At 31.9% G+C, this 22,383-nt stretch carries 25 protein-coding genes; 17 read left to right on the top strand and 8 right to left on the bottom strand.

Annotated elements, in window-relative coordinates; all coding sequences use genetic code 11:
* Nucleotides 1-498 precede the first annotated feature (498 nt).
* Nucleotides 499-927 carry an NUDIX hydrolase gene (locus B4L98_RS02175; protein WP_286496393.1) on the top strand — a complete coding sequence of 143 codons (429 nt, stop codon included), beginning with the start codon at nt 499-501 and terminating at the stop codon, nt 925-927.
* Here B4L98_RS02175 and B4L98_RS02170 read toward each other — a convergent pair.
* The 4 genes from B4L98_RS02170 to greA are packed head-to-tail and all read right to left on the bottom strand — an operon-like array spanning nt 924 to nt 2,774.
* The gene (locus B4L98_RS02170) at nt 924-1,307 is read right to left on the bottom strand and encodes a hypothetical protein (protein ID WP_219035367.1); all 384 of its coding nucleotides are present in this window, start codon (nt 1,305-1,307) and stop codon (nt 924-926) included. The two genes, B4L98_RS02175 and B4L98_RS02170, sit on opposite strands and share 4 nt — an antisense overlap.
* Nucleotides 1,308-1,877 (bottom strand): tetratricopeptide repeat protein, encoded by a 570-nt coding sequence (locus B4L98_RS02165; protein ID WP_038333778.1) that lies wholly within the window; start codon nt 1,875-1,877, stop codon nt 1,308-1,310. It abuts the gene before it with no gap.
* Nucleotides 1,878-1,880: 3 nt separating this feature from the next.
* Nucleotides 1,881-2,273, bottom strand: coding sequence for an HIT family protein (locus B4L98_RS02160; protein WP_291077447.1), 393 nt, complete (start codon nt 2,271-2,273; stop codon nt 1,881-1,883).
* A gap of 21 nt (nt 2,274-2,294) precedes the next feature.
* Complete coding sequence (greA, locus tag B4L98_RS02155) at nt 2,295-2,774, bottom strand: transcription elongation factor GreA (protein ID WP_019976987.1); 480 nt, start codon at nt 2,772-2,774, stop codon at nt 2,295-2,297.
* Nucleotides 2,775-2,904: 130 nt separating this feature from the next.
* On the opposite strand from greA, the gene B4L98_RS02150 reads away from it, so the two are divergent.
* From B4L98_RS02150 to B4L98_RS02115, 8 genes are all read left to right on the top strand, one after another.
* Nucleotides 2,905-3,354 carry a hypothetical protein gene (locus B4L98_RS02150; protein WP_291077445.1) on the top strand — a complete coding sequence of 150 codons (450 nt, stop codon included), beginning with the start codon at nt 2,905-2,907 and terminating at the stop codon, nt 3,352-3,354.
* A 206-nt stretch (nt 3,355-3,560) separates the two neighbouring features.
* On the top strand, nt 3,561-4,853 hold the full coding sequence (eno, locus tag B4L98_RS02145; RefSeq protein ID WP_286496395.1) for a phosphopyruvate hydratase: 1,293 nt from the start codon (nt 3,561-3,563) through the stop codon (nt 4,851-4,853).
* An 80-nt stretch (nt 4,854-4,933) separates the two neighbouring features.
* A complete protein-coding gene (locus tag B4L98_RS02140; RefSeq protein ID WP_125350643.1) occupies nt 4,934-6,217 on the top strand; it encodes a citrate synthase in 1,284 nt (427 codons plus the stop codon).
* A 133-nt stretch (nt 6,218-6,350) separates the two neighbouring features.
* Nucleotides 6,351-7,019 carry a sterol desaturase family protein gene (locus tag B4L98_RS02135; protein WP_291077443.1) on the top strand — a complete coding sequence of 223 codons (669 nt, stop codon included), beginning with the start codon at nt 6,351-6,353 and terminating at the stop codon, nt 7,017-7,019.
* Between the two features lie 39 nt (nt 7,020-7,058).
* Nucleotides 7,059-7,967 carry a M28 family metallopeptidase gene (locus B4L98_RS02130; RefSeq protein WP_291077441.1) on the top strand — a complete coding sequence of 303 codons (909 nt, stop codon included), beginning with the start codon at nt 7,059-7,061 and terminating at the stop codon, nt 7,965-7,967.
* A gap of 90 nt (nt 7,968-8,057) precedes the next feature.
* Nucleotides 8,058-8,252 carry a hypothetical protein gene (locus B4L98_RS02125; RefSeq protein ID WP_291077439.1) on the top strand — a complete coding sequence of 65 codons (195 nt, stop codon included), beginning with the start codon at nt 8,058-8,060 and terminating at the stop codon, nt 8,250-8,252.
* A gap of 127 nt (nt 8,253-8,379) precedes the next feature.
* On the top strand, nt 8,380-8,718 hold the full coding sequence (locus B4L98_RS02120; RefSeq protein ID WP_291077437.1) for a PadR family transcriptional regulator: 339 nt from the start codon (nt 8,380-8,382) through the stop codon (nt 8,716-8,718).
* Nucleotides 8,715-9,416, top strand: coding sequence for a hypothetical protein (locus B4L98_RS02115; protein ID WP_291077435.1), 702 nt, complete (start codon nt 8,715-8,717; stop codon nt 9,414-9,416). The genes B4L98_RS02120 and B4L98_RS02115 overlap by 4 nt, the downstream gene beginning before the upstream one ends.
* Before the next feature lie 25 nt (nt 9,417-9,441).
* Here the strand turns inward: B4L98_RS02115 and aqpZ are convergent, their stop codons facing one another.
* Both aqpZ and gcvP read right to left on the bottom strand, forming a co-directional pair.
* Nucleotides 9,442-10,152, bottom strand: a complete 711-nt coding sequence (aqpZ, locus tag B4L98_RS02110; RefSeq protein ID WP_125350651.1) for an aquaporin Z — start codon at nt 10,150-10,152, stop codon at nt 9,442-9,444.
* A 152-nt stretch (nt 10,153-10,304) separates the two neighbouring features.
* Complete coding sequence (gcvP, locus tag B4L98_RS02105; protein ID WP_286495377.1) at nt 10,305-13,160, bottom strand: aminomethyl-transferring glycine dehydrogenase; 2,856 nt, start codon at nt 13,158-13,160, stop codon at nt 10,305-10,307.
* Between the two features lie 230 nt (nt 13,161-13,390).
* On the opposite strand from gcvP, the gene hisE reads away from it, so the two are divergent.
* From hisE to B4L98_RS02085, 4 genes are read left to right on the top strand one after another with little or no spacing between them, the layout of a single operon-like run.
* The gene (gene hisE / locus B4L98_RS02100) at nt 13,391-13,735 is read left to right on the top strand and encodes a phosphoribosyl-ATP diphosphatase (RefSeq protein ID WP_125350653.1); all 345 of its coding nucleotides are present in this window, start codon (nt 13,391-13,393) and stop codon (nt 13,733-13,735) included.
* An 18-nt stretch (nt 13,736-13,753) separates the two neighbouring features.
* On the top strand, nt 13,754-14,530 hold the full coding sequence (locus B4L98_RS02095; RefSeq protein WP_291077433.1) for a M48 family metalloprotease: 777 nt from the start codon (nt 13,754-13,756) through the stop codon (nt 14,528-14,530).
* 16 nt (nt 14,531-14,546) lie between these two features.
* Nucleotides 14,547-15,218: a TPM domain-containing protein gene (locus B4L98_RS02090; RefSeq protein ID WP_291077431.1), complete on the top strand. Its 672-nt coding sequence runs from the start codon at nt 14,547-14,549 to the stop codon at nt 15,216-15,218.
* Between the two features lie 24 nt (nt 15,219-15,242).
* On the top strand, nt 15,243-15,515 hold the full coding sequence (locus B4L98_RS02085; protein ID WP_038333836.1) for a hypothetical protein: 273 nt from the start codon (nt 15,243-15,245) through the stop codon (nt 15,513-15,515).
* Between the two features lie 146 nt (nt 15,516-15,661).
* Here B4L98_RS02085 and B4L98_RS02080 read toward each other — a convergent pair whose 3' ends face one another.
* On the bottom strand, nt 15,662-16,063 hold the full coding sequence (locus tag B4L98_RS02080) for a thiol-disulfide oxidoreductase DCC family protein (RefSeq protein ID WP_038333840.1): 402 nt from the start codon (nt 16,061-16,063) through the stop codon (nt 15,662-15,664).
* Nucleotides 16,064-16,135: 72 nt separating this feature from the next.
* On the opposite strand from B4L98_RS02080, the gene B4L98_RS02075 reads away from it, so the two are divergent.
* Together B4L98_RS02075 and B4L98_RS02070 are read left to right on the top strand one after the other, a co-directional pair.
* Nucleotides 16,136-17,524 (top strand): HTTM domain-containing protein, encoded by a 1,389-nt coding sequence (locus B4L98_RS02075; RefSeq protein ID WP_291077429.1) that lies wholly within the window; start codon nt 16,136-16,138, stop codon nt 17,522-17,524.
* A 42-nt stretch (nt 17,525-17,566) separates the two neighbouring features.
* A complete protein-coding gene (locus B4L98_RS02070) occupies nt 17,567-18,070 on the top strand; it encodes a DUF2314 domain-containing protein (RefSeq protein ID WP_221856682.1) in 504 nt (167 codons plus the stop codon).
* Nucleotides 18,071-18,145: 75 nt separating this feature from the next.
* On the opposite strand, the gene B4L98_RS02065 is transcribed toward B4L98_RS02070, so the two are convergent.
* The gene (locus B4L98_RS02065; protein WP_291077426.1) at nt 18,146-20,278 is read right to left on the bottom strand and encodes a Tex family protein; all 2,133 of its coding nucleotides are present in this window, start codon (nt 20,276-20,278) and stop codon (nt 18,146-18,148) included.
* A gap of 361 nt (nt 20,279-20,639) precedes the next feature.
* On the opposite strand from B4L98_RS02065, the gene B4L98_RS02060 reads away from it, so the two are divergent.
* Together B4L98_RS02060 and B4L98_RS02055 are read left to right on the top strand one after the other, a co-directional pair.
* On the top strand, nt 20,640-21,062 hold the full coding sequence (locus tag B4L98_RS02060; protein ID WP_291077448.1) for an acyl-CoA thioesterase: 423 nt from the start codon (nt 20,640-20,642) through the stop codon (nt 21,060-21,062).
* Nucleotides 21,063-21,116: 54 nt separating this feature from the next.
* On the top strand, nt 21,117-22,322 hold the full coding sequence (locus B4L98_RS02055; RefSeq protein ID WP_038333863.1) for an RsmB/NOP family class I SAM-dependent RNA methyltransferase: 1,206 nt from the start codon (nt 21,117-21,119) through the stop codon (nt 22,320-22,322).
* The last annotated feature ends 61 nt before the right edge of the window (nt 22,323-22,383 follow it).

Genomic DNA, 22,383 nt, shown 5'->3' with positions numbered 1-22,383 from the left:
TTTATTAAAAGCCTCAAGTGAATAACTTGAGGCTTTTTTTGTGGTTATGGATTTCGCTTTAAGCTGAACTGTAAGCTTTACGCTAACTCAAAACTATGTTCTATAAAACGAGAAGCTTCTAGTCAGTTAATAAGAAGCTTGCTTTCATCCAACAAGAAGCTTCTTCTTTATAAAAAGGAAGCTTCCTTTATAACTTACAACTCATAAATCGAAAAGCCCCTATTTCCCTCAAGTGGATATTTTAACTTCTACTTCTATTCCTGTAAGTCTTAAATCTTATGTCTTATAAATTATAACTTATCACTCAAAACTTACAACTTACAACCCGCGTTAGGGATAGCAGTGGAAATCCTTTTGTAGAAATTGGATTTTCCTGTAATCACTTCCAATTTTCTTCAACAAAAGATTGCAACGGATAGCCCGACCGAAGGGAACGCTATAATAATACGCATTTGAATGAAGAATTTTTATATATTTAGGTTTTAAAGTAAACAGGATATGAAACCATTTAATGTGCGTGTATATGCGTTATTGGAACACAAGGGAAAGGTATTGGTGATTCACGAGCCGTTTCAGGGAGAGTTAATTTATAAGTTTCCTGGCGGTGGATTGGAGTTTGGTGAAGGAACAAAAGATTGTATAAGGAGAGAGATAAAAGAGGAATTGAATTTGAAAGTAGAAGTTCATGAACATTTTTATACACAAGATTTTTTTGTGCTGAATGCTTTTGATCCGACAGAACAGGTTTTATTGATTTATTATAAAGCGACAATTACAGAGAAAGCATTGGATAAATTGAAAGTTTTGGATGCAGATATCAACGAATTGTTATGGTTATCCAAAGAAGAGTTAAATGCGGAGAAATTTACGTTAGATGCGGATAAAGTGGTCGTTGATTTGTATAAAAAAGAAAACTTCGAATCTTAAGACTCGAAGTTTATTATTTTTTGATCATCAAAATACTGTATAACGGCGTATTTCATTAACAAGGTTTGTTCATTTGTTTTGAGAGGTGGTAAATCTTCCAACAACTCAAAATGTGGCCAACCATCAGGATCTAATCCATCGAAACGATAAAAACCAAAAGGTTCTAACACGCGACAAACTGCAATGTGTAATAAATTGAGTTTATCATCTTTTTTGAATCGTTTTTTTCCTTGTCCTAATTCTTGAACACCGATCAAAAAAAGAATCGTATCTAAATCTGGTCTTTCACCGTCTGTGAAATTTTGTTGAAAGAATTCTTCAATCAGTTTCCACTTGTTGGTGTTTGATGATGATTCTTCTGTAATTTTTGATATATCCATTTAGAATTTACGTCCTTTGTGACGCATATGTGGGTTTTGTAATTGCGAATTACTTACGTTGAAACGTTTCATTTGATCATTCATCATTTTGATTTGATCTGTAAACATTCCTTTCGAATCGTTTTTCTTCGCTTCTTTAATATAACCTTCCGCTTCTTTCTTTTTACCTTTTGACATTGCAGCTCCAGCCAAAGATAAGTTAGCCATTGCTCTGTCATGATCAAACGATAAACCGTAGTTTAAGGCTTCTTTCATATATTTTTCTGAAACCGCTACATTGTCCTGCGCTTCAGTAATTCCCATCATGTAGTGGTAATATCCCATTTGTTTAGGAATTAATTCTGATGATGGATTTTTGATCTTTTGTAACCATTTTTTCGCTTTTGCCATATCCTCTTTACGTAAAAACCAGAAAGCTAACAAGATGTTTTCGTTTCTGAAATAGAATAAAATTGGAAATACAGCGACTAATAACGAAACAAATCCCCAACCGTATTCGCGAATGGTAAACAAAAAGATTGCTAAAGCGATTAATACAGCGGCGATTACTAATTTAATGTATTTGTTCATCGATTATAAATATGATTTGATATTATCTGCAATTTTGATCATTTTCTCGGCAGATAATTGAAGTTTTGGATTTGAGAAATTGATATCTTGCATTGTATTTAGAGGAACCAAATGCACATGTACATGTGGTACCTCTAAACCAACAACAGCTACGCCAACGCGTAAACAAGGTATTGCTTTTTCTATAGCTTGTGCAATTTCGTAAGAAAAGTCCATTAAACCTAAATAGGTTTCTTTGTCTAAATCGAAGATTTTATCGACTTCTTTTTTCGGGATAACCAATACATGACCTTCTACCAAAGGAAAAGCGTCCAAAATAGCGATGTACTTATCGTTTTCGGCAATTTTGTATGATGGTATTTCTCCGTTTATAATTTTAGTGAAAATGCTTGCCATATGTTTTTAATTTTTGAAATCTTAGTCCAAAGATATTTCTAAAATTTCAAAATTTAAAGTCATTCCGTTAGGTAATGTAATTTCTGCAACTTCTCCAAGTGATTTTCCTAACAATCCTTTTGCGATTGGAGTATTCACAGAGATACGCATTTTAGCTAAATCAGCTTCAGATTCAGGTACCAAAGTGTACACTAATTCTTGTCCGTTCGCTGTATTTTTTATTTTAACTTTTGATAATATTGATACTTTAGAATGGTCTAATTTAGATTCATCAATTACGCGTGCATATGCTACAACTTCTTTCAATTTAGCAATTTGCATCTCTAACATTCCTTGAGCCTCTTTTGCAGCATCATATTCTGCATTTTCAGATAAATCTCCTTTATCACGCGCATCAGCAATTTGTTGCGAAATTTTTGGACGCTCAAAAGTTTCTAACTGATGAAGCTCTTCACGCAACTTTTCTAATCCCTCTTTCGTTACATATTGTATATTTGCCATAACAACAATGTTTAATTTTTTATTAAATAGATCTTATAAAATAAATAATCCTACACATATGTAATACTATGCGCAGGACTATTTAGTTATTGTACTACAAAGATAATAAAAAAAATACAGCAAATTAAAAATGAAACAATTTATTAAAACGATTCTAAATAAGGTTATTTTGGTTTGTGTTTTTGCTGGCTTATTTCAAGGCTGCAATTCAGATGATGGTACAGTAAGTTGTGTGCCAAATACAATTGTGAATGTATCAATCAATATCAATTTACCATTATATTCTAATCTTAATAATCCTGGAGGTTGGGTGTATGTAGATGGACCAGCGACGGGTACAAGAGGACTTATTGTTGTACGAACAGCTACGGGCTATAAAGCTTATGATCGTAATGCACCACATATTTGCCCAACTGATAAGACCACTTTATTTGTGGAAGATGACATCAAGATTGTTTGTAAAGAAGATGGTGCTGAGTGGATACTTTTAACAGGACAACCTACAAAAGTAGCGAATAGAGCGCCAAGAACATACCAAGTTTATGTGAATTCCAACGGAACCCTTACAATAACAAATTAAATTTTTTATCTAAAGTTTTTTTAATTCACTCAAAAAATAATAATCTTTGCAGGCATCGAAATTATACTTCTTTATTATGCATGCATAAGTTTTTCGAATTGTTTTTGAATTAAATTATTTTTAAAAAAAGATAATTTCGTTGTAAAGATTACTCAAATCCATTATTTTTGGTAAATCAAAATTTTATCAATTAAAAAATATTAATAATGAGCATTATTTCGCATATCCATGCAAGACAAATTTTAGATTCTCGTGGTAACCCAACTGTAGAAGTAGACGTGTATACAGAATCAGGTGTTTTAGGTCGTGCAGCTGTTCCATCAGGAGCATCTACAGGAGAGTATGAAGCAGTAGAATTACGTGATGGTGGAGACTTGTACTTAGGTAAAGGAGTTTTGAAAGCTATCGAGAATGTAAATGAAGTGATTGCTCCAGAATTAATTGGTTTTTCTGTTTTTGAACAAAATTTAATCGATCAAGTAATGATTGATTTAGACGGAACTGAAAACAAAGCTAAATTGGGTGCTAATGCAATTTTGGGTGTTTCTTTGGCGGTTGCAAAAGCTGCAGCAGAAGAATTAGGTTTACCATTGTTTAGATACATCGGTGGAGTTAATGCAAACACATTACCAGTTCCAATGATGAATATCGTAAATGGAGGTTCTCACTCTGATGCGCCTATTGCGTTCCAAGAATTCATGATTATGCCAGTTCAGGCAGCATCTTTTTCTGACGCTTTACGCAAAGGAACAGAAGTTTTTCATGCATTAAAGAAAATTTTACACGACCGTGGTTTATCTACAGCAGTAGGTGACGAAGGTGGATTTGCACCAACTTTTGATGGTACAGAAGATGCTTTAGATACTGTAATTTCTGCAATAGAAAAAGCAGGTTACAAAGCAGGTGAAGAAATTATGATTGCACTAGATTGTGCATCATCAGAATTCTATCACGATGGAAAATATGACTATACAAAATTCGAAGGAGAGAAAGGAGCTATCCGTACTTCTGCAGAGCAAGCAGCTTATTTAGCAGAATTGACAGAGAAATATCCAATTATTTCGATTGAAGATGGTATGGATGAAAACGATTGGGAAGGTTGGAAAATCTTAACAGATAAAATCGGTAAACGTGTTCAGATTGTTGGAGATGATTTACTGGTAACGAATGTAACTAAATTAGAAAAAGCAATTGATGCTGAAACAGCAAATTCTATCTTAGTAAAATTCAATCAAATTGGTACGTTAACAGAAACGATCAAAGCAGTACAAATGGCACAAAATGCACGTTATACAGCAGTTATGTCTCATCGTTCTGGAGAAACAGAAGATGCTACAATTGCAGATTTAGCTGTTGCTTTGAACACAGGACAAATCAAAACTGGTTCTGCTTCTCGCTCTGATCGTATGGCGAAATACAACCAACTATTACGTATTGAAGAGATTCTTGGAGAAACTGCAATTTTTCCAGGGCTTAAGGCTTTTAAAGTTAAGCGATAAAATAATTTGAGACTGATATTTATCAGTCTCAAATTAATAAAAAAAGTGTAAATTACGCAATAAATAATATAAACTATAAAATGTCAGATAAGGTAATATTAAATTACAACGGAAATGAGTTGGAGCTACCTGTTACAACTGGTACAATGGATGAAAAATCTATTGATATTTCCAAGTTAAGAAGTGCTACTGGATTAATCACAATGGATCCAGGTTACAAAAATACAGGGGCATGCGAATCTAAAATTACTTTTTTAGATGGTGAAGAAGGTAAGTTGATGTACCGTGGATATCCTATTGAACAATTAGCAGAGAAATCTTCTTTCGTAGAAGTAATGTATTTGTTAATCAAAGGAGAATTACCTACACAAGCTGAATTAGATAAATTTATCGCTGATATTAATGAGTATAACTATGTGTCAGAAGATTTAATCAAAATCTTAGATGCATTCCCAAGTTCTGCTCACCCAATGGGAGTATTAACATCTTTAACAGCTGCTTTATCAGCATTCAACCCAAAAGTTGTTGATGTTACTTCTCCAGATGATATGTACAAAGCGGCAGTTACTTTATTAGGTAAATTCCCAGTATTAGCGTCTTGGACACAAAGAAAAATTAAAGGATTACCAGTTAACTACTCTAACGACAAATTATCTTATGTAGAAAACTTTTATCAATTATTATTCAAAAAACCAGGTCAAGAATTAGACTTAGATCCAGTTATTATTGATGCAATTGACAAATTATTAATCTTACACGCAGATCACGAGCAAAACTGTTCTACATCAAGTGTACGTTTAGTAGGTTCTTCTCATGCAGGTTTATTTGCTTCTATCTCTGGAGGTATTTCTGCATTATGGGGACCATTACACGGAGGTGCTAACCAAGCAGTATTAGAAATGTTAGAAGCAATCAAAAATGATGGTGGAGATGTTGAAAAATACTTAGCTAAAGCAAAAGATAAAAACGATCCATTCCGTTTAATGGGATTTGGACACCGTGTTTATAAAAACTTTGACCCTCGTGCGAAAATCATCAAAGTAGCTGCGGATAACGTTTTAGAGAAATTAGGAATCAATGATCCTATTTTAGATATTGCGAAAAAATTAGAGCAAGCTGCTTTAGAAGACGAGTATTTCAAATCAAGAAACTTATATCCAAACGTAGATTTCTATTCAGGAATTATCTACAAAGCGTTAGATATCCCAACTGAAATGTTTACAGTTATGTTTGCTGTTGGACGTCTACCAGGATGGATTGCACAGTGGATGGAAATGCGCGAAACAAATCAACCAATTGGTCGCCCTCGTCAATTATACACAGGAGCACCATTACGTGATTACGTTGAAATTGAAAACAGATAAGAATTTTCTTATTTATCATATAATCCGAAAATCAAACTTTGATTTTCGGATTTTTTTTAACAATTAATTTTTAGAGATTGTTTGTTTAAAATATGTTAAAACCTTATTTTTAAGTAAATTAAATTTTGTAACCATGAAATTTGAGAAAATACATAATAAAGGTCAAGCGCAAATCTTTGAAAACAAATACCTCGAAATGTTGACAAAAGGTCATCCCGCAGTTATTTGGGGAATGTACATTCCTCTACTTTCCTATTGTATTTATTATGGTATTTATAGCTACGACTTATCTACAATAACAGTTATTTCAATTTTTTTTGGTGCGATGCTATTTTGGACCTTGTTCGAATATTTTGCGCATCGTTATCTTTTTCATTGGACAGCCGAACAACCAAGTCTAAAACGAATTGTTTACATTTTTCACGGAAATCATCATCATTATCCACGCGATAAACAACGTTTGTTTATGCCTCCAGTTCCAAGTATTCTTTTGGCATCAATCATTTTCTTGATTCAATATTTAATTTTAGGGAAATATGCCTTTGCTTTCTTTCCTGGTTTTATGATTGGCTATTTATTGTATGCATCTATGCATTATTTGATTCATGCTATTGCACCACCTTTCAAGTTTATGAAACCACTTTGGCGTAATCATCATTTGCATCATTATAAAGACGAAGAATTAGGTTTTGGCGTTTCCAATACGTTTTGGGATCGTATTTTCGGAACAATGTTCGACCTAAAGAATGAAAATGAAGACAAAGAAAAAGTAAAAGAATTGATGTTTGAGAAGAAAAGTTAATTTTTCGTATCTTCCGTCAAATTAATCACACATATAAAAATGAAAAAATATACTTTACTTGCAATTGGATTACTTGCTTTCAATCAAGCAAACGCGCAATATTCAAAAGAAAATCAAAAGAAATATGTCGAAGAATTAGCTTCTGATGCTATGCAAGGTCGAAAATTTGGAACACCAGAAAATCGATTGGCTGCTGAATTAATTGCAAAAAAGTTCAAAGAAAATAATCTAAAACCATGTGTTGGTGATTCGTATTTAATCGAATTTGAATACAATGGGAAAACAGGACAAAATGTTTGCGGAATCAAAGAAGGTAAATCGACTGATATTTATGCTGTAGGTGCACATTTTGATCATGTTGGAACAAGTGATAAAAGCGAAGATAAAATCTTTAATGGTGCTGATGACAATGCAAGTGGAACATCGGCTGTAATGGCGTTGTCTGATTATTTTAAGAATAAGAAAGTGAAGCAAAACATGATGTTTATGGCTTTTGATGCAGAAGAAATTGGATTAATTGGTTCTAAAATGTTGGTTGAAAATCCGGATTTCCAAAAATATTTACCGCAAATGAAAGTGATGTTGAATTTAGAAATGATTGGAACGGTATCTGCTTTTGGCGAAGGTAAAGTGTATATGACAGGAAGTGATCGTTCGGATTTGATGGAGATTATGAATAAAAATTCTTGCAAAACGTTTAACGTAGAGCACGATCCTTATTTACAACAGCAATTGTTTTTCCGTTCAGATAATGTAAACTTTGTCAATCATAAGGTGGTTTCTCACTCACTTTCATCGGTCAATATGGAAAATCAACATCATTATCATCAAGTTAATGATGAAATTTCGGTGATTAATTTTAAAAATCTTTCAACAATCACAAAAGGAATTGGACGTAGCTTAAATAAAATGATGAAGAATAATGAAGCACCAAAATATTTAAAATAAAATTTAATCCGTTCTACTTGAACGGATTTTTGTTTACCATATTTTGTAACAAGTAATCTAAAAAATCAACTAATATTGAAAATGATCTAAATGAGTAAATTAATCAATCCTTTAAGTTGTTGTATTCTTGCAATTTTGTTATTTTTAATTCTTTCGGTTAATTTCTTTCCAATCGAAGGATTAGAAAAATTATACAAATATAGAATTGTATTAATTGTGCTTTATGTTGTATTGCGATTATTAAAACATTTTGTATACAAAGAAAACATCAAAACAAAGGAATAGAATTGTAACAGGAAGCTTCGAACAATCCTATATTTTAATTAACATATTATTTTACAGATTTTTTACTGAAAGAGGAGAATAATTAAAAAAAAATATTATTTTTATTATACATAAGTAAATTAGGTATATGATAGATGTTCAATTTTATAAAGGAACCTTACAACCAATTATCTTAAAATTATTACAAGATAATGGTAAAATGTATGGTTACGAGATTATAAGTAAAATAAAAATCCTTTCTAATAATCAATTTGAAATCAAAGAAGGTGCTCTGTATCCTATTTTACATAAGCTCGAAACCCAAAATGTAATTGAAGTTGAAGCAGTAAAAATAAATGGAAGAATCCGTAAGTATTACAAATTAACCGAAATTGGACAAGAAGAAACTGTCAATCGATTAGCGTCACTGAATGAAACAATAGATCAAATACAGAATTTAATTAATCCTAAATTGTCTAATCTATGAGAAAATTAAATGAGATTGAAATTGAAAAATTATTTCAATTTACTAAGAATCATTATGTAGAATATTATGATTTACAGATTGAGTTAGTTGATCATTTGGCTTGTGGAATTGAAGAGCAATGGAATTTTGATGAAACAATTTCTTTTGAAGATGCTTTAAAAATTGAGTTTAAAAAATTTGGTGTATTTGGATTTTCAGATATTGTTGACAACAGGAAATTAGAACTTCAGAAGAAATATAAAAAACTGATTAATAGAGCAATTTTAGATCATCTAAAAACGAAAGAATACATTGGATTGATTTTACTTTTTGCTCTTGTTTATATGCTTTTTACTTTGATTGATGAAAAAATTACTTTTGCTGTTGTAGTAATACTTTTTTATGGTTTTAGTATTTTTCAACTTATACGATTGAATAGGGAATATAAACGTAAAACAAAAAATTTGGGTATAAAATTAGTTTTGGTAGAAACGATTTATAAAAATTTTATATCTATTTCAGCTGCTTCGGGAATATTTAATTTAGGTATTCAGTCAATTCTTCATTTTAATGTTAATTTCTTTTATTTGAATTTAGGTGCAGCTATATTGTTACCCCTATTATTTTTAATTTTATATGTTTCGTGCTATTATTTACCTAAGCATTCCGAAGAAATAATAAAGGAATTGTATCCAGAATATCATTTAATAATAAATTAAAAAAAGCTCATGCGGAGCTTTTAGTTTATGCTTGACTTTCGTCTTTTTGTAATAATAATTTATAAATTAATCCACCTACAATTGCTCCAGCGATTGGTGCTACCCAGAATAACCATAATTGCGTTAAAGGTTCGCCGCCTACAAAAATAGCTTGTGATGTAGAACGGGCAGGATTTACAGATGTGTTAGTGATTGGAATAGAAATTAAATGAATTAATGTTAAAGCCAAACCAATTGCAATTCCAGCAAATTTTCCGTTTGCAAATTTATCTGTAGCACCTAAAATAACAATTAAGAAGAAGGCTGTTAAGACAAATTCAATTAGAAAAGCAGATAACATGCTATAACCATGTGGAGAAAAGGCTCCATATCCATTGGAAGCGAATGCACCAGCTTTGGTATTGTCAATTGCAAAATCTGAGTTTCCAGATGAGATTAAGTATAATACACCAGCTGCAGCAATTGCTCCGAGTACTTGTGAAATAATATAAGGAATAAGTTGTTTTCCATCAAATCGTCCTCCAGCAAATAATCCGAAAGAGACAGCAGGGTTGAAATGTCCTCCAGAAATATGACCAACTGCATAAGCCATTGTTAATACAGTAAGACCAAATGCTAATGCAACACCAGCGTAACCAATTCCTAATTCGGGAATACCAGCTGCAAAGATTGCACTACCACAACCTCCGAAAACTAACCAAAAAGTACCGAAAAACTCGGCAGCATAATTTTTCATAAATGTTTTAATATTAAAAGTTTAGTTAGAATGAATTTTAAAAAAAAATTAAGAAATACAAACATTTTAAACATTTAAATTATTTCAATAAAAAAAATCGCTCCGATTTCTCAGAGCGATTTGTATTTAAAAATATATTCTTTCTAGAATAATTAATCCATATAGGCTTCGATAGGAGCACACGTACAGATTAAGTTACGATCTCCGTAAGCATCATCAATACGAGAAACAGATGCAAAGAATTTACGTTCGCGAACCCATTCTGCTGGATATGCAGCTTTAGAACGAGAGTAAGGATATTCCCACTCGTCTGCTGTAATCAAGTGAATTGGGTGAGGCGCGTTGTGTAATACATTGTTGTCAACTGGATAATCTCCGTTTGCAACTTCGTCGATTTCTTGACGAATGGAAATTAATGCATCACAAAAACGATCTAATTCTGCTTTATTCTCAGATTCTGTTGGCTCAACCATCAATGTTCCAGCAACTGGGAAAGATACTGTTGGTGCGTGGAATCCGTAATCAATCAAACGTTTTGCAATATCAGTTACTTCAATTCCTGCTTTTTTGAATGGACGACAATCTAAGATAAATTCGTGCGCAACTACATTGTTTCCATTTGTATATAAGATATCAAAATGTTTCTCTAAACGAGTTTTCATGTAATTAGCATTCAAGATTGCACCTTGTGTCGCTTTCAATAAACCTTCTGCACCTAACATTAAAATGTAAGAGTAAGAAATAGGTAAAATGAATGCAGAACCATAAGGAGCTGCAGCAAATGTATTTGTCGCTTCTTTTCCTCCAGTTTCGATTAATGGAGAAGATCCTAAGAAAGGAGCTAAATGTGCTTTTACACAAATTGGTCCTACACCAGGTCCTCCACCTCCGTGAGGAATAGCGAATGTTTTGTGTAAGTTTAAGTGACAAACGTCTGCACCAATATTTCCTGGAGAAGTTAATCCAACTTGCGCATTCATGTTTGCACCGTCCATATAAACTTGACCTCCGTATGCGTGAATCATTTCAGTAACTTCTTCGATATTGCTATCAAAAGCGCCATAAGTTGATGGATAAGTAATCATCAATGCAGCTAAGTTATCTTTATGTTTTTCACATTTTTCTTTCAAGTCAACTAAATCTGTTTCACCAGATTCTAAGTTTTTCACAACAACAACTTGCATTCCAGCCATTGCAGCAGAAGCAGGGTTAGTTCCGTGAGCAGATTGTGGAATCAACACTACATTTCTGTGTCCTTCTCCTTTTGCCTCAAAGTAAGAACGAATAACCATTAAACCTGCATATTCTCCTTGTGCACCAGAATTTGGTTGTAAAGAAGTTGCATCAAAACCTGTAATTACAGCTAAATAATCTTCTAAGTTTTTGATTAATGTTTGGTAACCTTCTACTTGATCTTTTGGAGTGAAAGGGTGTACATTCCCCATTCTTTCCCAAGACATATGCAATAATTCTGTTGCAGCATTCAATTTCATTGTACAAGAACCTAATGCAATCATCGATTGGTTAAGCGCTAAATCTTTACGTTCTAAACGTTTGATGTAACGCATTAATTCTGTTTCTGTATGATATAAATTGAAGTTTTCGTGTGTTAAGAAATCAGAAGTTCTGATTAAATCTTGAGGTAAATAAGAATCATCTACTTCAAATTCGAAACCGTCTTCTGTGTTTTTAATTGTTGCAAAAACACTTAAAATTTCAAAAATATCTTCTTCAGAAGTCATTTCATCAATTGTGATTGAAATTTTTCCGTTTTCGAATCCATTTACATTAATTTCTTCTTCTGCAAAAATCTTCACAATTTCGTCAGAGTTTTCAACCTCAATTTGAATTGTATCGAAGAAATTTGTATTCACTAATTTAAATCCTAAATGCTCTAAACCTCCGTGTAAAACAGCTGCTTTAGTATGGATTTGATCAGCGATATATTGTAAACCATCTTTTCCGTGATAAACAGCGTAGAAAGAAGCCATAACTGCTAACAATACTTGTGCAGTACAAATGTTAGAAGTTGCTTTTTCACGTTTGATATGTTGTTCACGCGTTTGTAAAGCCATACGCAATGCATAGTTTCCTAAACGATCTTGAGAAACTCCAATAATACGTCCTGGAATTACACGCTTATATTCTTCTGTACAAGATAAGAAAGCTGCGTGTGGTCCACCGTATCCCATTGGAACACCAAAACGTTGAGAAGTACCAATTGCGATATCAGCTCCCCATTCACCTGGAGGTGTTAACAATGTTAAAGCTAATAAATCTGTTGCAACAGCAACTTTTACGTTAACCGCATTTGCTTTTTCTACAAATGATTTATAATTATTGATTTGTCCTCCTTTTCCGATGTATTGTACAATCGCTCCGAAGAATTCTTCTGTTAATTCAGTTGTTTCAAAGTTTCCAACAACTAATTCAATTCCTAAACCGTGTGCTTTCGTTTCTAAAACTGCTACAGATTGAGGGAATAAGTTGTCTGCTACAAAAAATTTGTTGACATTGTTTTTCTTTTGATCACGAGAACGAGATTCAAATAACATGTGCATTGCTTCACCACATGCAGTACCTTCGTCTAATAAAGAGGCATTTGCGATAGGTAAACCTGTTAAATCAGAAATAACAGTTTGGAAATTTAATAAAGCTTCTAAACGTCCTTGCGCAATTTCCGCTTGGTATGGTGTATAAGCTGTGTACCAACCAGCATTTTCTAATATATTACGTTGAATTGGTGCTGGTAAAATTGTACCATAATATCCATATCCAAGATAATTTTTTACTTTTTTATTTTTTGAAGCGATTTCAGCTAAATGATTAATAGCTTCAAATTCTGATAAAGCTTCTGGTAGATCCAAAGCATTTTTCAATCGAATGTTCTGAGGAACTGTTGCCTCAATTAAAGAATCAATAGAATCTTTCCCAATAACAGAAAGCATTTCAGCTGCTTGCTGCGCATTGTTTCCAATATGTCTAATGGAAAAATCGTTTGTGTTCATTGTGTTTGCGCTATGTTTATTTTCGCGTAAAAATACGTTTTTTTATCTTAAAATAAAAGTGAATAACAATCTTAAAAATTAATTGAATGAATTGATTAGAATTTTATTTTTTTAGAAATAAATGTGAATAAAAACTTTCTTTTTTTTCAAAAAATAGTAATATTGGCAATAGAATTGAGATAAATAATTCGGTAGAATTTCTTAAATTTATTCTACGTTTAAAAAAATCTATGAAAACAAACGATTTTATGGAACTTAATGAAAATACTTCTGAAGTCAAAAAAGAGAAAAAATTTCCATTCTTAAAGAAATTGGAAATAATGATGGAAGAGGCGAAATTAGAGGATGCGAAAAAATCTAAAATGAAACGTGTTCATAAAAAAGGTAATTCGCAAATCGCTAAAAAAATGGGGGAAGAAGCTGTAGAAATGGTGATTGCTTCGGAACAAGATAACGACGAAAACTTTTTGGAAGAATCGGCAGATGTTTTCTTTTATTACCTTATGGCTTTACATGCTCGTGGCTTTGAATTAAAAGATGTTTTGGAGATTTTAAAGAAAAGGCACAAAAAATAATTAACACCTTATATTGATATGCAAAAGGGCGGAACGTCGATGAAATTAATAATTGCCGCAGCAATTGTTATTTTTTCTGTTATAAAATATTTTTCTTCTTCGGAAGTCAATGAAATTACAGGCGAAAAGCAATATATTTCATTAACCAAAGATGACGAAATTGCGATGGGAATTAATTCGGCTCCGCAAATGGCTCAAGAGTTTGGTGGACTATCTCGCAATGTGCAATACCAAGAACTTGTAAAACGAGTAGGCGCGAAAGTGGTCAATACTAGTGATGCGCATAAAACGAATTATCCATTTCAGTTTTATGTGTTGGCAGATAATCGAACTGTAAATGCTTTTGCATTGCCTGGTGGCCCAATTTTTATTACCGAAGCTTTGTTGACGCGTTTGCAAAACGAAGATCAATTGGCTGGAGTTTTGGGACACGAAGTTGGTCACGTTATTGCGCGTCATAGTGCAGAACAAATGTCGAAACAAGAACTTTCGCAAGGAATTGCAGGAGCGGCAGGTGTTGCAGCTGGAGACGCAAATTCGGCTTATTATGCGCAAGTTGTGGCAAATATGGTGAACATGAAATATGGTCGTGATGATGAATTGGAGTCTGATGATTTGGGCGTTCGATTTATGATTCAAGCAGGATATAATCCAGAAGCATTGATTGGTGTAATGGATATTTTGGAAGAAGCTTCGGGAGGAAGCCAAGTTCCAGAATTTCAAAGTACGCATCCATCTCCATCTAATCGTCGCGAAAAAATAAAAGCTGCAATTGAGAAATATAAAAATCAGTAGATTTTAATTCGTTGTAATGATAAGAAAAATACTTCTATCAGTTCTTTTATTCACAAATATTACATTTTCTTATGCACAAGATTATGATCAAATAAGCAAAGAAATCTGTAAATCATTTAAAAAGAAAAAACCAGCTAAAAATTTATTAGATTTTAATAAATATTTCAATACTGATGCAGTAGACTTTTTAATATCAGATGTAAACATCTTTCAGTTCAATCTACAAAAGAATTTGATTAAAAATTGTACTGAATTTCCTTATATTGAAAATTATTCTTTGATTCCGTTTTCAAATGTTGTTGATTTAGAAAAAGTTTTTAATAGAGAAGAGTTAGCAAAACTTGAAAAACAATTAAAGGAAATTCAAAAGACCAATCGTTTTCAGCTATTTATAATTTCTACAGATGATTATTTTCCAAATGAAAATATAATAGATTATTCATTTTCAATCCTTAATAACAATAGTTCTGATCGATTTCAAAAGGGAAATATGATAATTGTGTTTAATTTAAAATCAAGAGAAGTTAGAATTTCGACGAATGATATTGCTCGAAATATAATTTCTGACGATTTTTCTCAAAAGCTAATTGATGAGGTAGTTGTTCCAAACTTTAGTGAGGAAAAGTATTTTAAAGGAATCAATGAAGCTATTGTAAAAATTAATGAAAAAATAGTTGTAGAAGATTAAATAATTTAAACAGAGGTTAATAAAATGAAAGTACATTTTTCATTCCTTGAAGTTTTATATCTTGCTCAAGTCATTTGTTGTTTTTTATTTATTAAATACACAGATGGATTAGGCTATATGCAAGGAAATGATTTTTATTATACTTCCCAATTACAATCTTCTGGAGGTGAAGATGAAGTTTCAATTTATAGTTTAGGATTGATAACAATACTATTTTTATTCATTAGCATTCTTTCAAAAAGGAAATATAGAGTATTATCATTTTATTTGTTGTTTGCTTATTTTTCGCTTTTTTAATTCAAATGGGAGAAATAGATTCAACAATATTAAATGGAAACTTTGTTCTCTTGATAATTGTAGTAATAAACCTTTTATTGACTTTTTATTTTTGGGTAATTCTTTTTAAGAAGATTAAAAACTATTTGAATCAAGAAGTTTAAAACTTAATCTAAAAACTTCGCCTTCAATTCTGGACTAGGTAACCAACAACTTTCTTGTTTTCCAAACCAACGATAACGATTTTTCGCAATAAAACTATAAACCACATCGCGCAAAGGCTTTGGAACAATCATAAAAATAGTCAACCACGAAGTTATTCCGTCCAAATATTTAGCAATTTTTAGCGCAGCAGATGATTTGGTATAAAATTTATCATCTTCAATAAAAACGATAGAATCAAATTGAGCGGCATCCAAATTATTTTCTTTCAAAAAATTTTGTCCAAAATCAGATTGTAATGAAGCAAACTGAAATTGATTTTTATTGTCATGTTCAATCACAAACTGAACAGATTGATTGCATAAATTGCAAATTCCATCAAACAAAATAATTTTCCTCGTTTTCATACAATAAATATACGCTAAAAGTAGCTAAACTCTAAAGGTTATTTTTAAATTAGCCAAAATTAACAATCAATCATGTTTAGCGAATATTTATTCCGAAAAGTTGATAATTCTCCACTTGTAATTTTCCGAATAATCTTTGGTTTATTAATTGTTGCAGAATGTTGGGGAGCCATTTTTACAGGTTGGGTACAAACAAATTTTGTTGAACCGCACATTACATTTTCGTTCATCGGATTCGAGTGGACAAATGTTTTCTTGGGACAAAATATGATTTATTTGTACCTGCTCATGGGAATTTTAGGCTGGTTTATCGTGTTTGGATTTGCTTATCGATTTTCAATTATCGTATTTTCTATTTTATGGTCGTTGACGTATTTCATGCAAAAAACAAGCTACAACAACCATTATTATCTGTTTATGCTAGTTTCGTGGATGATGACGATAATTCCTGCGCATCATTTCTTTTCGATTGATAGTTTAATTTTTCCGAAAATAAAACGTCTAACCATGCGCAATTGGGTACCAACATTATTCATTATCCAGTTATTGATTGTGTATGTTTTTGCGGCTTTTGCAAAGATTTATCCAGATTGGTTTAACGGTGTTTTTTTACAAATGAAATTTCACGAATATGGCGATTTATTAACAACAAAATATAATTTGATTGGATTAGGAAAAGTTGTAAGTAGTTTAGAGTTTGCACAAGTTTTTGCTTGGGGCGGATTCTTTTTCGATTTATTGATTATTCCTGCAATGTTGATGAATAGAACGCGTGGAATCGCTTTCAAATGTGCTGTAGCCTTTCATATTTTCAATTCTGCAGTTTTCGGGATTGGAATATTTCCTTTCTTTGCTTTGGCAATGTTAATTTTCTTTTATGATCCCGTTAAGATTCAGGAAGTTGTTTTTCCTAAAAAATCATTTATGATGGATCGTTCGGATGATGATAATTTATTGACAACACGTCGTGTCATGTTCTCTTATTTGATGTTTTTCTATGTGATTTGGCAAATATATTTACCTGTTCGTCATTATTTTATTCCAGGAAATGTTTTTTGGACAGAGGAAGGTCATCGCATGGCTTGGCGAATGATGTTGCGTAACAAAGCGGGTGAAGTTGTGGTATATGTTTCGAAACCAGATCCACAGAAAAAAGGTAAATTCTTGAAACGCGAGAAAGTAGATTTGACAAAATATCTAACCTTCAAACAAATGTCAAAAATGGCGGTTAGCCCAGATATGATGTGGCAATTTGCACGTTATGTAAAATATGATTATGCGAAAAATGGTGTGAAAGATGTCAAAGTTTTTGTGGATGCAAAAGTTTCTGTCAATGGTAGCGATTATTATCAATTTACAAATCCAAATTACAATTTAGCTTATACAACTTGGAGTTATTTTGGTCATCAAAAATGGATTCAGCCAACACCAAAAGAGTTGAATTTATCTTATTTTGAATAAATTTATGTAACTTTATAGGACAACAATCAAAGAAATACAATTATGAAATATACATTATTCGCAATAGCTTTTTCGGTTTTATTATTTTCTTGTGGTAACAAAGAAAATGCTGGAGTAGAAGCTTATAAAGGTTTGGATAAGCAAAAGCAAGAACAAAAAGATTTGGATAGTATTGGGAAGGAAGCGCAACAAACGTTTGATGATTTCAAATTGGCGTTGTCGATGAAAGATACAACGACAACTAATTTTATTGTCAAACAAATGTATGATATTCCGAATGCGACACAAAAAGAGCATATTTGGATTCGTGATGTATATTCGGATAACGATCAATTAAAAGGAATTGTAGACAACGTTCCGCAATACACAAAATTGGTGAAACACAATGATACAGTTGTGATTGATCCGACCAAATTATCGGATTGGATGTATTATAAAGGTGATAAAATGATTGGTGGATTTACAATAAAATATATGCGTAGTAAGATGACTGATGCGCAGAAAAAAGAGTTTGATAAACAATATAAAGTAAAATTTGAAGATTAGTTTCTGCTCAGAAAATAATAAAATCAAAAAGGCAATCTTTTGTTAGATTGCCTTTTTATTTTGAAATTATTTTCCTTAATCAATCAAAGACAATTGAATTTTACGTTTTTCTGTATCAATTCCAATTACAGTAACTTCAACTTGTTGACTTAAATGCACTTTTGAATTTACATCTGAAATAAATTCATTCGAAATTTTAGAAATATGAATTAAACCATTTTCTTTAATTCCTATATCTACAAAACAGCCAAAATTGGTAATATTATTAATAATTCCAGGAACTTTCATGCCCAATTGCAAATCTTCGAATTTCTTTAATCGTTGATCAAAACTAAAAACTTTGGCTGTAGAACGCGGATCTAAACCAGGTTTTTCGAGTTCCTTTTTAATATCTTCTAAAGTTGGTAAACCTACTTTTTCTGTAATATATTTGGTCAAATCAAGTTGATTAATCAATTCTTTATTCTGAATTAAATCTTTCAAATCAACTTTCAAATCTTTCGCCATTTTCTCTACAAGAGCATACGATTCTGGGTGAACAGCAGAATTATCTAACGGATTTTTTGCATTTGGAATTCGTAAAAAAGCAGAAGCTTGTAAGAATGCTTTTTCACCCAAACGAGGAACTTTTAGTAACTCTTTTCTCGAATTAAACGCACCATTTTCGCTTCGATATTCTACAATATTTTCAGCCATTTTTTCACCAATTCCTGCAACATAATTTAGTAAATGTTTGCTTGCTGTGTTCAGATTTACACCAACTTTGTTTACACAGAAAGAAACAACATCATCCAACTCATTTTTCAATAAAGTTTGATCGACATCATGTTGATACTGACCAACTCCAATCGATTTTGGCTCTATTTTTACTAATTCTGCCAAAGGATCTTGTAAACGGCGGCCTATAGAAACAGCGCCACGAACGGTAACATCTTTATCTGGAAATTCGTCGCGCGCAATTTTAGAAGCCGAATAAACCGAAGCACCAGCTTCATTTACAACAAAAACTTTTAGTGGACGATCAAATGCAATATTCTGAACCAAATATTCTGTCTCGCGAGAAGCTGTTCCATTTCCTATTGAAATTGCATCTACATTATAAGCATTGACAAGCGATTTTAATTTTTTGATAGCTTGAGTTTTTTCATTTTGTGGCGCATGAGGATAGATATTTTCGTTGTGTAACAAATCGCCTTGCTCATCTAAAACAACCACTTTGCATCCCGATTTGTAACCAGGATCTATTGCCAAAATTCTTTTTTCTCCCAAAGGTGGTGCTAATAGCAGTTGATTTAGATTTTTGGAAAAAACATTGATTGACGTTTCATCTGCTTTTTCTTTTGCCTCTTTCAATACTTCATTTGAAATTGAAGGAGCTAAAAGTCGTTTGTAGGCATGTTTTATGGCTTCTTCAATAACCCAAGAAACTTCTGGTTGAATAGATTTTATCAACGTATATTCCAAAAATTTGAAGGCTTCTTTTTTATCAATTGATACATTTACTTTTAAAAAACCTTCGTTCTCACCTCTTAAAATAGCCAATAAACGATGTGAAGCAATTTTTTTTAAAGGCTCTTCGTATTCAAAATAATTTGAATATTTAGTTGAATCTTCATCGTCTATTTTAGATTTGACCAATTTACTTTCAATAAAAGCAGATTTTCTGAAAATATCTCGTAATCGATGACGTACATACTCATTTTCATTGATCCATTCCGCAATAATATCTTGAACCCCCGCAAAAGCTTCTTCGATACTTGTCACATCTTCATTCAGATATTTTTTTGCTAAATCATCCAAATCAGGAATATTATTTTGTTTCATGATGATTTTCGCCAAAGGCTCTAAACCTTTTTCTTTCGCAATTGTCGCACGTGTTTTTTTCTTCTTTTTATAAGGAAGATATAAATCCTCTAATTGGACCAAATCAAAACTTTTCTGAATACGTTGTTGTAATTCATTATTCAATTGATTTTGTTCTTCTAATGTTTTTAAAATAAATTCTTTTCGAGAAACAATTTCATTGTATTGATTTTGAAGTTTTTTTATAGAAGAAATTTGAACCTCATCAAGATTTCCTGTGACCTCTTTTCTATATCTTGCAATAAAGGGTATGGTGTTGTCTTCATTCAAACAATTTACTGTATTGTTGATTGATTTTTCTGGAATAGAATTAAGATGTTGATGAATGTATTGAATCAAATTCATATTAAAAGTTTGGTTTTGCAAATTACTATTTTTCACAAACATAAAAAATAGCATATTTTATTTATACAGGTCGTATTAAATAGAATATTGGTTTTTTATTAATCTAATATTTAGAGTTTTTTATATCAGTCTTATTTCAAATAAAAAAATATAATTAAAATTTTCTAAAAAAATTTGGTTTTTATTAAATTATTTCTAAATTTGAAATCAGGTAGTAGAGAGTAAGATTGATTTTTTTTAATGTTAAATTTATACTTACAAGTTTAAGTTTTTTTAAAAATCAATTGGGTTTAAGCTGAGGAGCTTAAACCCGTTTTTTTTTAATTCAACTTTATTATCTTTGAGCAAATATATCTACAGAATGGCTCGTATAAAATTATATTTTTCAGACAATTTTTTATTTTCAACAATAATACCAGTACGCATAACTGATCTCAATTATGGGAATCATTTGGCAAACGATAAAGTATTGTCCATTATACATGAAGCGCGAATTCAGTTTTTTCAACATTATGGTTATTCAGAATTAAATTTTGGAGGTGTAAGTGTGATTATGGGTGATGTTGCAATCGAATATAAAAATCAAGCTTTTTATGGCGATGAATTGTTAATTGAAATTGGTGTGCAAGATTTTTCGCGCGTTAGTTTTGATATCATTTATAAAATTTCTACAAAAGATAAATTAATTGCAAAAGCTAAAACAGGAATGGTTACCTTCGATTATCAGCATAATAAAGTGGTTGAGGTTCCTCAAAAGATAAAAGATCTTTTCGAACTTGTATAATCTTATAAATTAATTACGCTAATCATTTAAGTCTTTGTAAATTTGCACCGAGTTATGAAGATTTTACCATATAAAAATTTATTTGTCGGAATTACCGACACTTTGCAACAAATTTTCTTCGAAGGAAAATATGCAGATAAAGAAGTTGAGCGAACATTGAAATCTAATAAGCAATGGGGAGCGCGCGATCGTGCTTTTATTGCCGAAACGGTTTACGATTTAGTTCGTTGGAAACGTTTGGTTGAAGGGGCAATGAGCCGTCCGCTTTCTCCTGATACAATTTGGGAGTTTGTTGGAACTTGGTTTGCTTTAGATCCAGAGCAAACGTTACCAAAATGGGAAGAATTTCAAAAAATCTATCCAAAAGAAGTCTTGAAAAGACATCACAATTCGTCTAAAAATATTGCGGTTGCTGAATCATATCCAGATTGGATGTTCGAGTTAGGAGAGAAGTCGTTGGGAAATCGTTGGTTAGATGAAGTGCATGCAATGAACTCGCAAGCACCAACAGTTTTACGTGTGAATTCCTTGAAAACAGACCGTAAAACATTACAAAAAGCGTTGAAGGAGCGTAGAATAAAAACGAAAGTTTTATCGAAATATCAAGATGCTTTAGAGCTAGAAGAGAAAACAAATATTTTTCGTACAGATGAATTTCAGAATGGTTGGTTCGAAGTTCAAGATGCAGGATCACAATTGATTGCGCCATATTTACGTGTTCAACCAGGAATGCGTGTGGTAGATGCTTGTGCTGGTGCAGGAGGAAAAACATTGCATTTAGCTGCTTTGATGGAAAACAAAGGGCAAATTATTGCAATGGATTTGTACGATTGGAAATTGAAAGAATTGAAACGTCGTGCAAAACGTAACAATGTGCAAAATGTACAAACAAAGGTGATTGAAGCAAAAACAATCAAGCGTATGGAAAATTCTGCTGACCGCTTGTTGATTGATGCGCCTTGTTCTGGAATGGGAGTTTTGAAACGTAATCCTGATGCAAAATGGAAATTAAGACCAGAATTTATTGACGAAATATTAGCAACACAAGAAAAAATATTAGCTGATTATTCTAAAATCATTAAAGTTGGTGGAATGATGGTTTATGCAACTTGTTCTATTTTACCACAAGAAAATGAACAACAAGTAGAAAAATTCTTGAAAAATAATCCAAATTATAAAATGGTTTCAGACAAAATGCATTATCCATCTCAAACTAATTATGATGGATTTTACATGGCTTTGATTGAAAGAATTTCTTAAGCTGTTAATTATTATAAGATACAAAAGACTAAGTGAAAGCTTGGTCTTTTTTTGTTACAAT

It is taken from the genome of Empedobacter sp. UBA5528, assembly GCF_002426075.1.
GTDB lineage: Bacteria > Bacteroidota > Bacteroidia > Flavobacteriales > Weeksellaceae > Empedobacter > Empedobacter falsenii_B.
The sequence above is the reverse complement of the archived record's forward strand: the minus strand, read 5'-3'. Positions and strand labels throughout refer to the sequence as shown.

Coding starts and splice junctions, on each gene's coding strand:
- B4L98_RS02175 (WP_286496393.1), top strand. CDS start 499: ATGAAACCATTTAATGTGCGTGTATATGCGTTATTGGAACACAAGGGA.
- B4L98_RS02170 (WP_219035367.1), bottom strand. CDS start 1,307: ATGGATATATCAAAAATTACAGAAGAATCATCATCAAACACCAACAAG.
- B4L98_RS02165 (WP_038333778.1), bottom strand. CDS start 1,877: ATGAACAAATACATTAAATTAGTAATCGCCGCTGTATTAATCGCTTTA.
- B4L98_RS02160 (WP_291077447.1), bottom strand. CDS start 2,273: ATGGCAAGCATTTTCACTAAAATTATAAACGGAGAAATACCATCATAC.
- greA (WP_019976987.1), bottom strand. CDS start 2,774: ATGGCAAATATACAATATGTAACGAAAGAGGGATTAGAAAAGTTGCGT.
- B4L98_RS02150 (WP_291077445.1), top strand. CDS start 2,905: ATGAAACAATTTATTAAAACGATTCTAAATAAGGTTATTTTGGTTTGT.
- eno (WP_286496395.1), top strand. CDS start 3,561: ATGAGCATTATTTCGCATATCCATGCAAGACAAATTTTAGATTCTCGT.
- B4L98_RS02140 (WP_125350643.1), top strand. CDS start 4,934: ATGTCAGATAAGGTAATATTAAATTACAACGGAAATGAGTTGGAGCTA.
- B4L98_RS02135 (WP_291077443.1), top strand. CDS start 6,351: ATGAAATTTGAGAAAATACATAATAAAGGTCAAGCGCAAATCTTTGAA.
- B4L98_RS02130 (WP_291077441.1), top strand. CDS start 7,059: ATGAAAAAATATACTTTACTTGCAATTGGATTACTTGCTTTCAATCAA.
- B4L98_RS02125 (WP_291077439.1), top strand. CDS start 8,058: ATGAGTAAATTAATCAATCCTTTAAGTTGTTGTATTCTTGCAATTTTG.
- B4L98_RS02120 (WP_291077437.1), top strand. CDS start 8,380: ATGATAGATGTTCAATTTTATAAAGGAACCTTACAACCAATTATCTTA.
- B4L98_RS02115 (WP_291077435.1), top strand. CDS start 8,715: ATGAGAAAATTAAATGAGATTGAAATTGAAAAATTATTTCAATTTACT.
- aqpZ (WP_125350651.1), bottom strand. CDS start 10,152: ATGAAAAATTATGCTGCCGAGTTTTTCGGTACTTTTTGGTTAGTTTTC.
- gcvP (WP_286495377.1), bottom strand. CDS start 13,160: ATGAACACAAACGATTTTTCCATTAGACATATTGGAAACAATGCGCAG.
- hisE (WP_125350653.1), top strand. CDS start 13,391: ATGAAAACAAACGATTTTATGGAACTTAATGAAAATACTTCTGAAGTC.
- B4L98_RS02095 (WP_291077433.1), top strand. CDS start 13,754: ATGCAAAAGGGCGGAACGTCGATGAAATTAATAATTGCCGCAGCAATT.
- B4L98_RS02090 (WP_291077431.1), top strand. CDS start 14,547: ATGATAAGAAAAATACTTCTATCAGTTCTTTTATTCACAAATATTACA.
- B4L98_RS02085 (WP_038333836.1), top strand. CDS start 15,243: ATGAAAGTACATTTTTCATTCCTTGAAGTTTTATATCTTGCTCAAGTC.
- B4L98_RS02080 (WP_038333840.1), bottom strand. CDS start 16,063: ATGAAAACGAGGAAAATTATTTTGTTTGATGGAATTTGCAATTTATGC.
- B4L98_RS02075 (WP_291077429.1), top strand. CDS start 16,136: ATGTTTAGCGAATATTTATTCCGAAAAGTTGATAATTCTCCACTTGTA.
- B4L98_RS02070 (WP_221856682.1), top strand. CDS start 17,567: ATGAAATATACATTATTCGCAATAGCTTTTTCGGTTTTATTATTTTCT.
- B4L98_RS02065 (WP_291077426.1), bottom strand. CDS start 20,278: ATGAATTTGATTCAATACATTCATCAACATCTTAATTCTATTCCAGAA.
- B4L98_RS02060 (WP_291077448.1), top strand. CDS start 20,640: ATGGCTCGTATAAAATTATATTTTTCAGACAATTTTTTATTTTCAACA.
- B4L98_RS02055 (WP_038333863.1), top strand. CDS start 21,117: ATGAAGATTTTACCATATAAAAATTTATTTGTCGGAATTACCGACACT.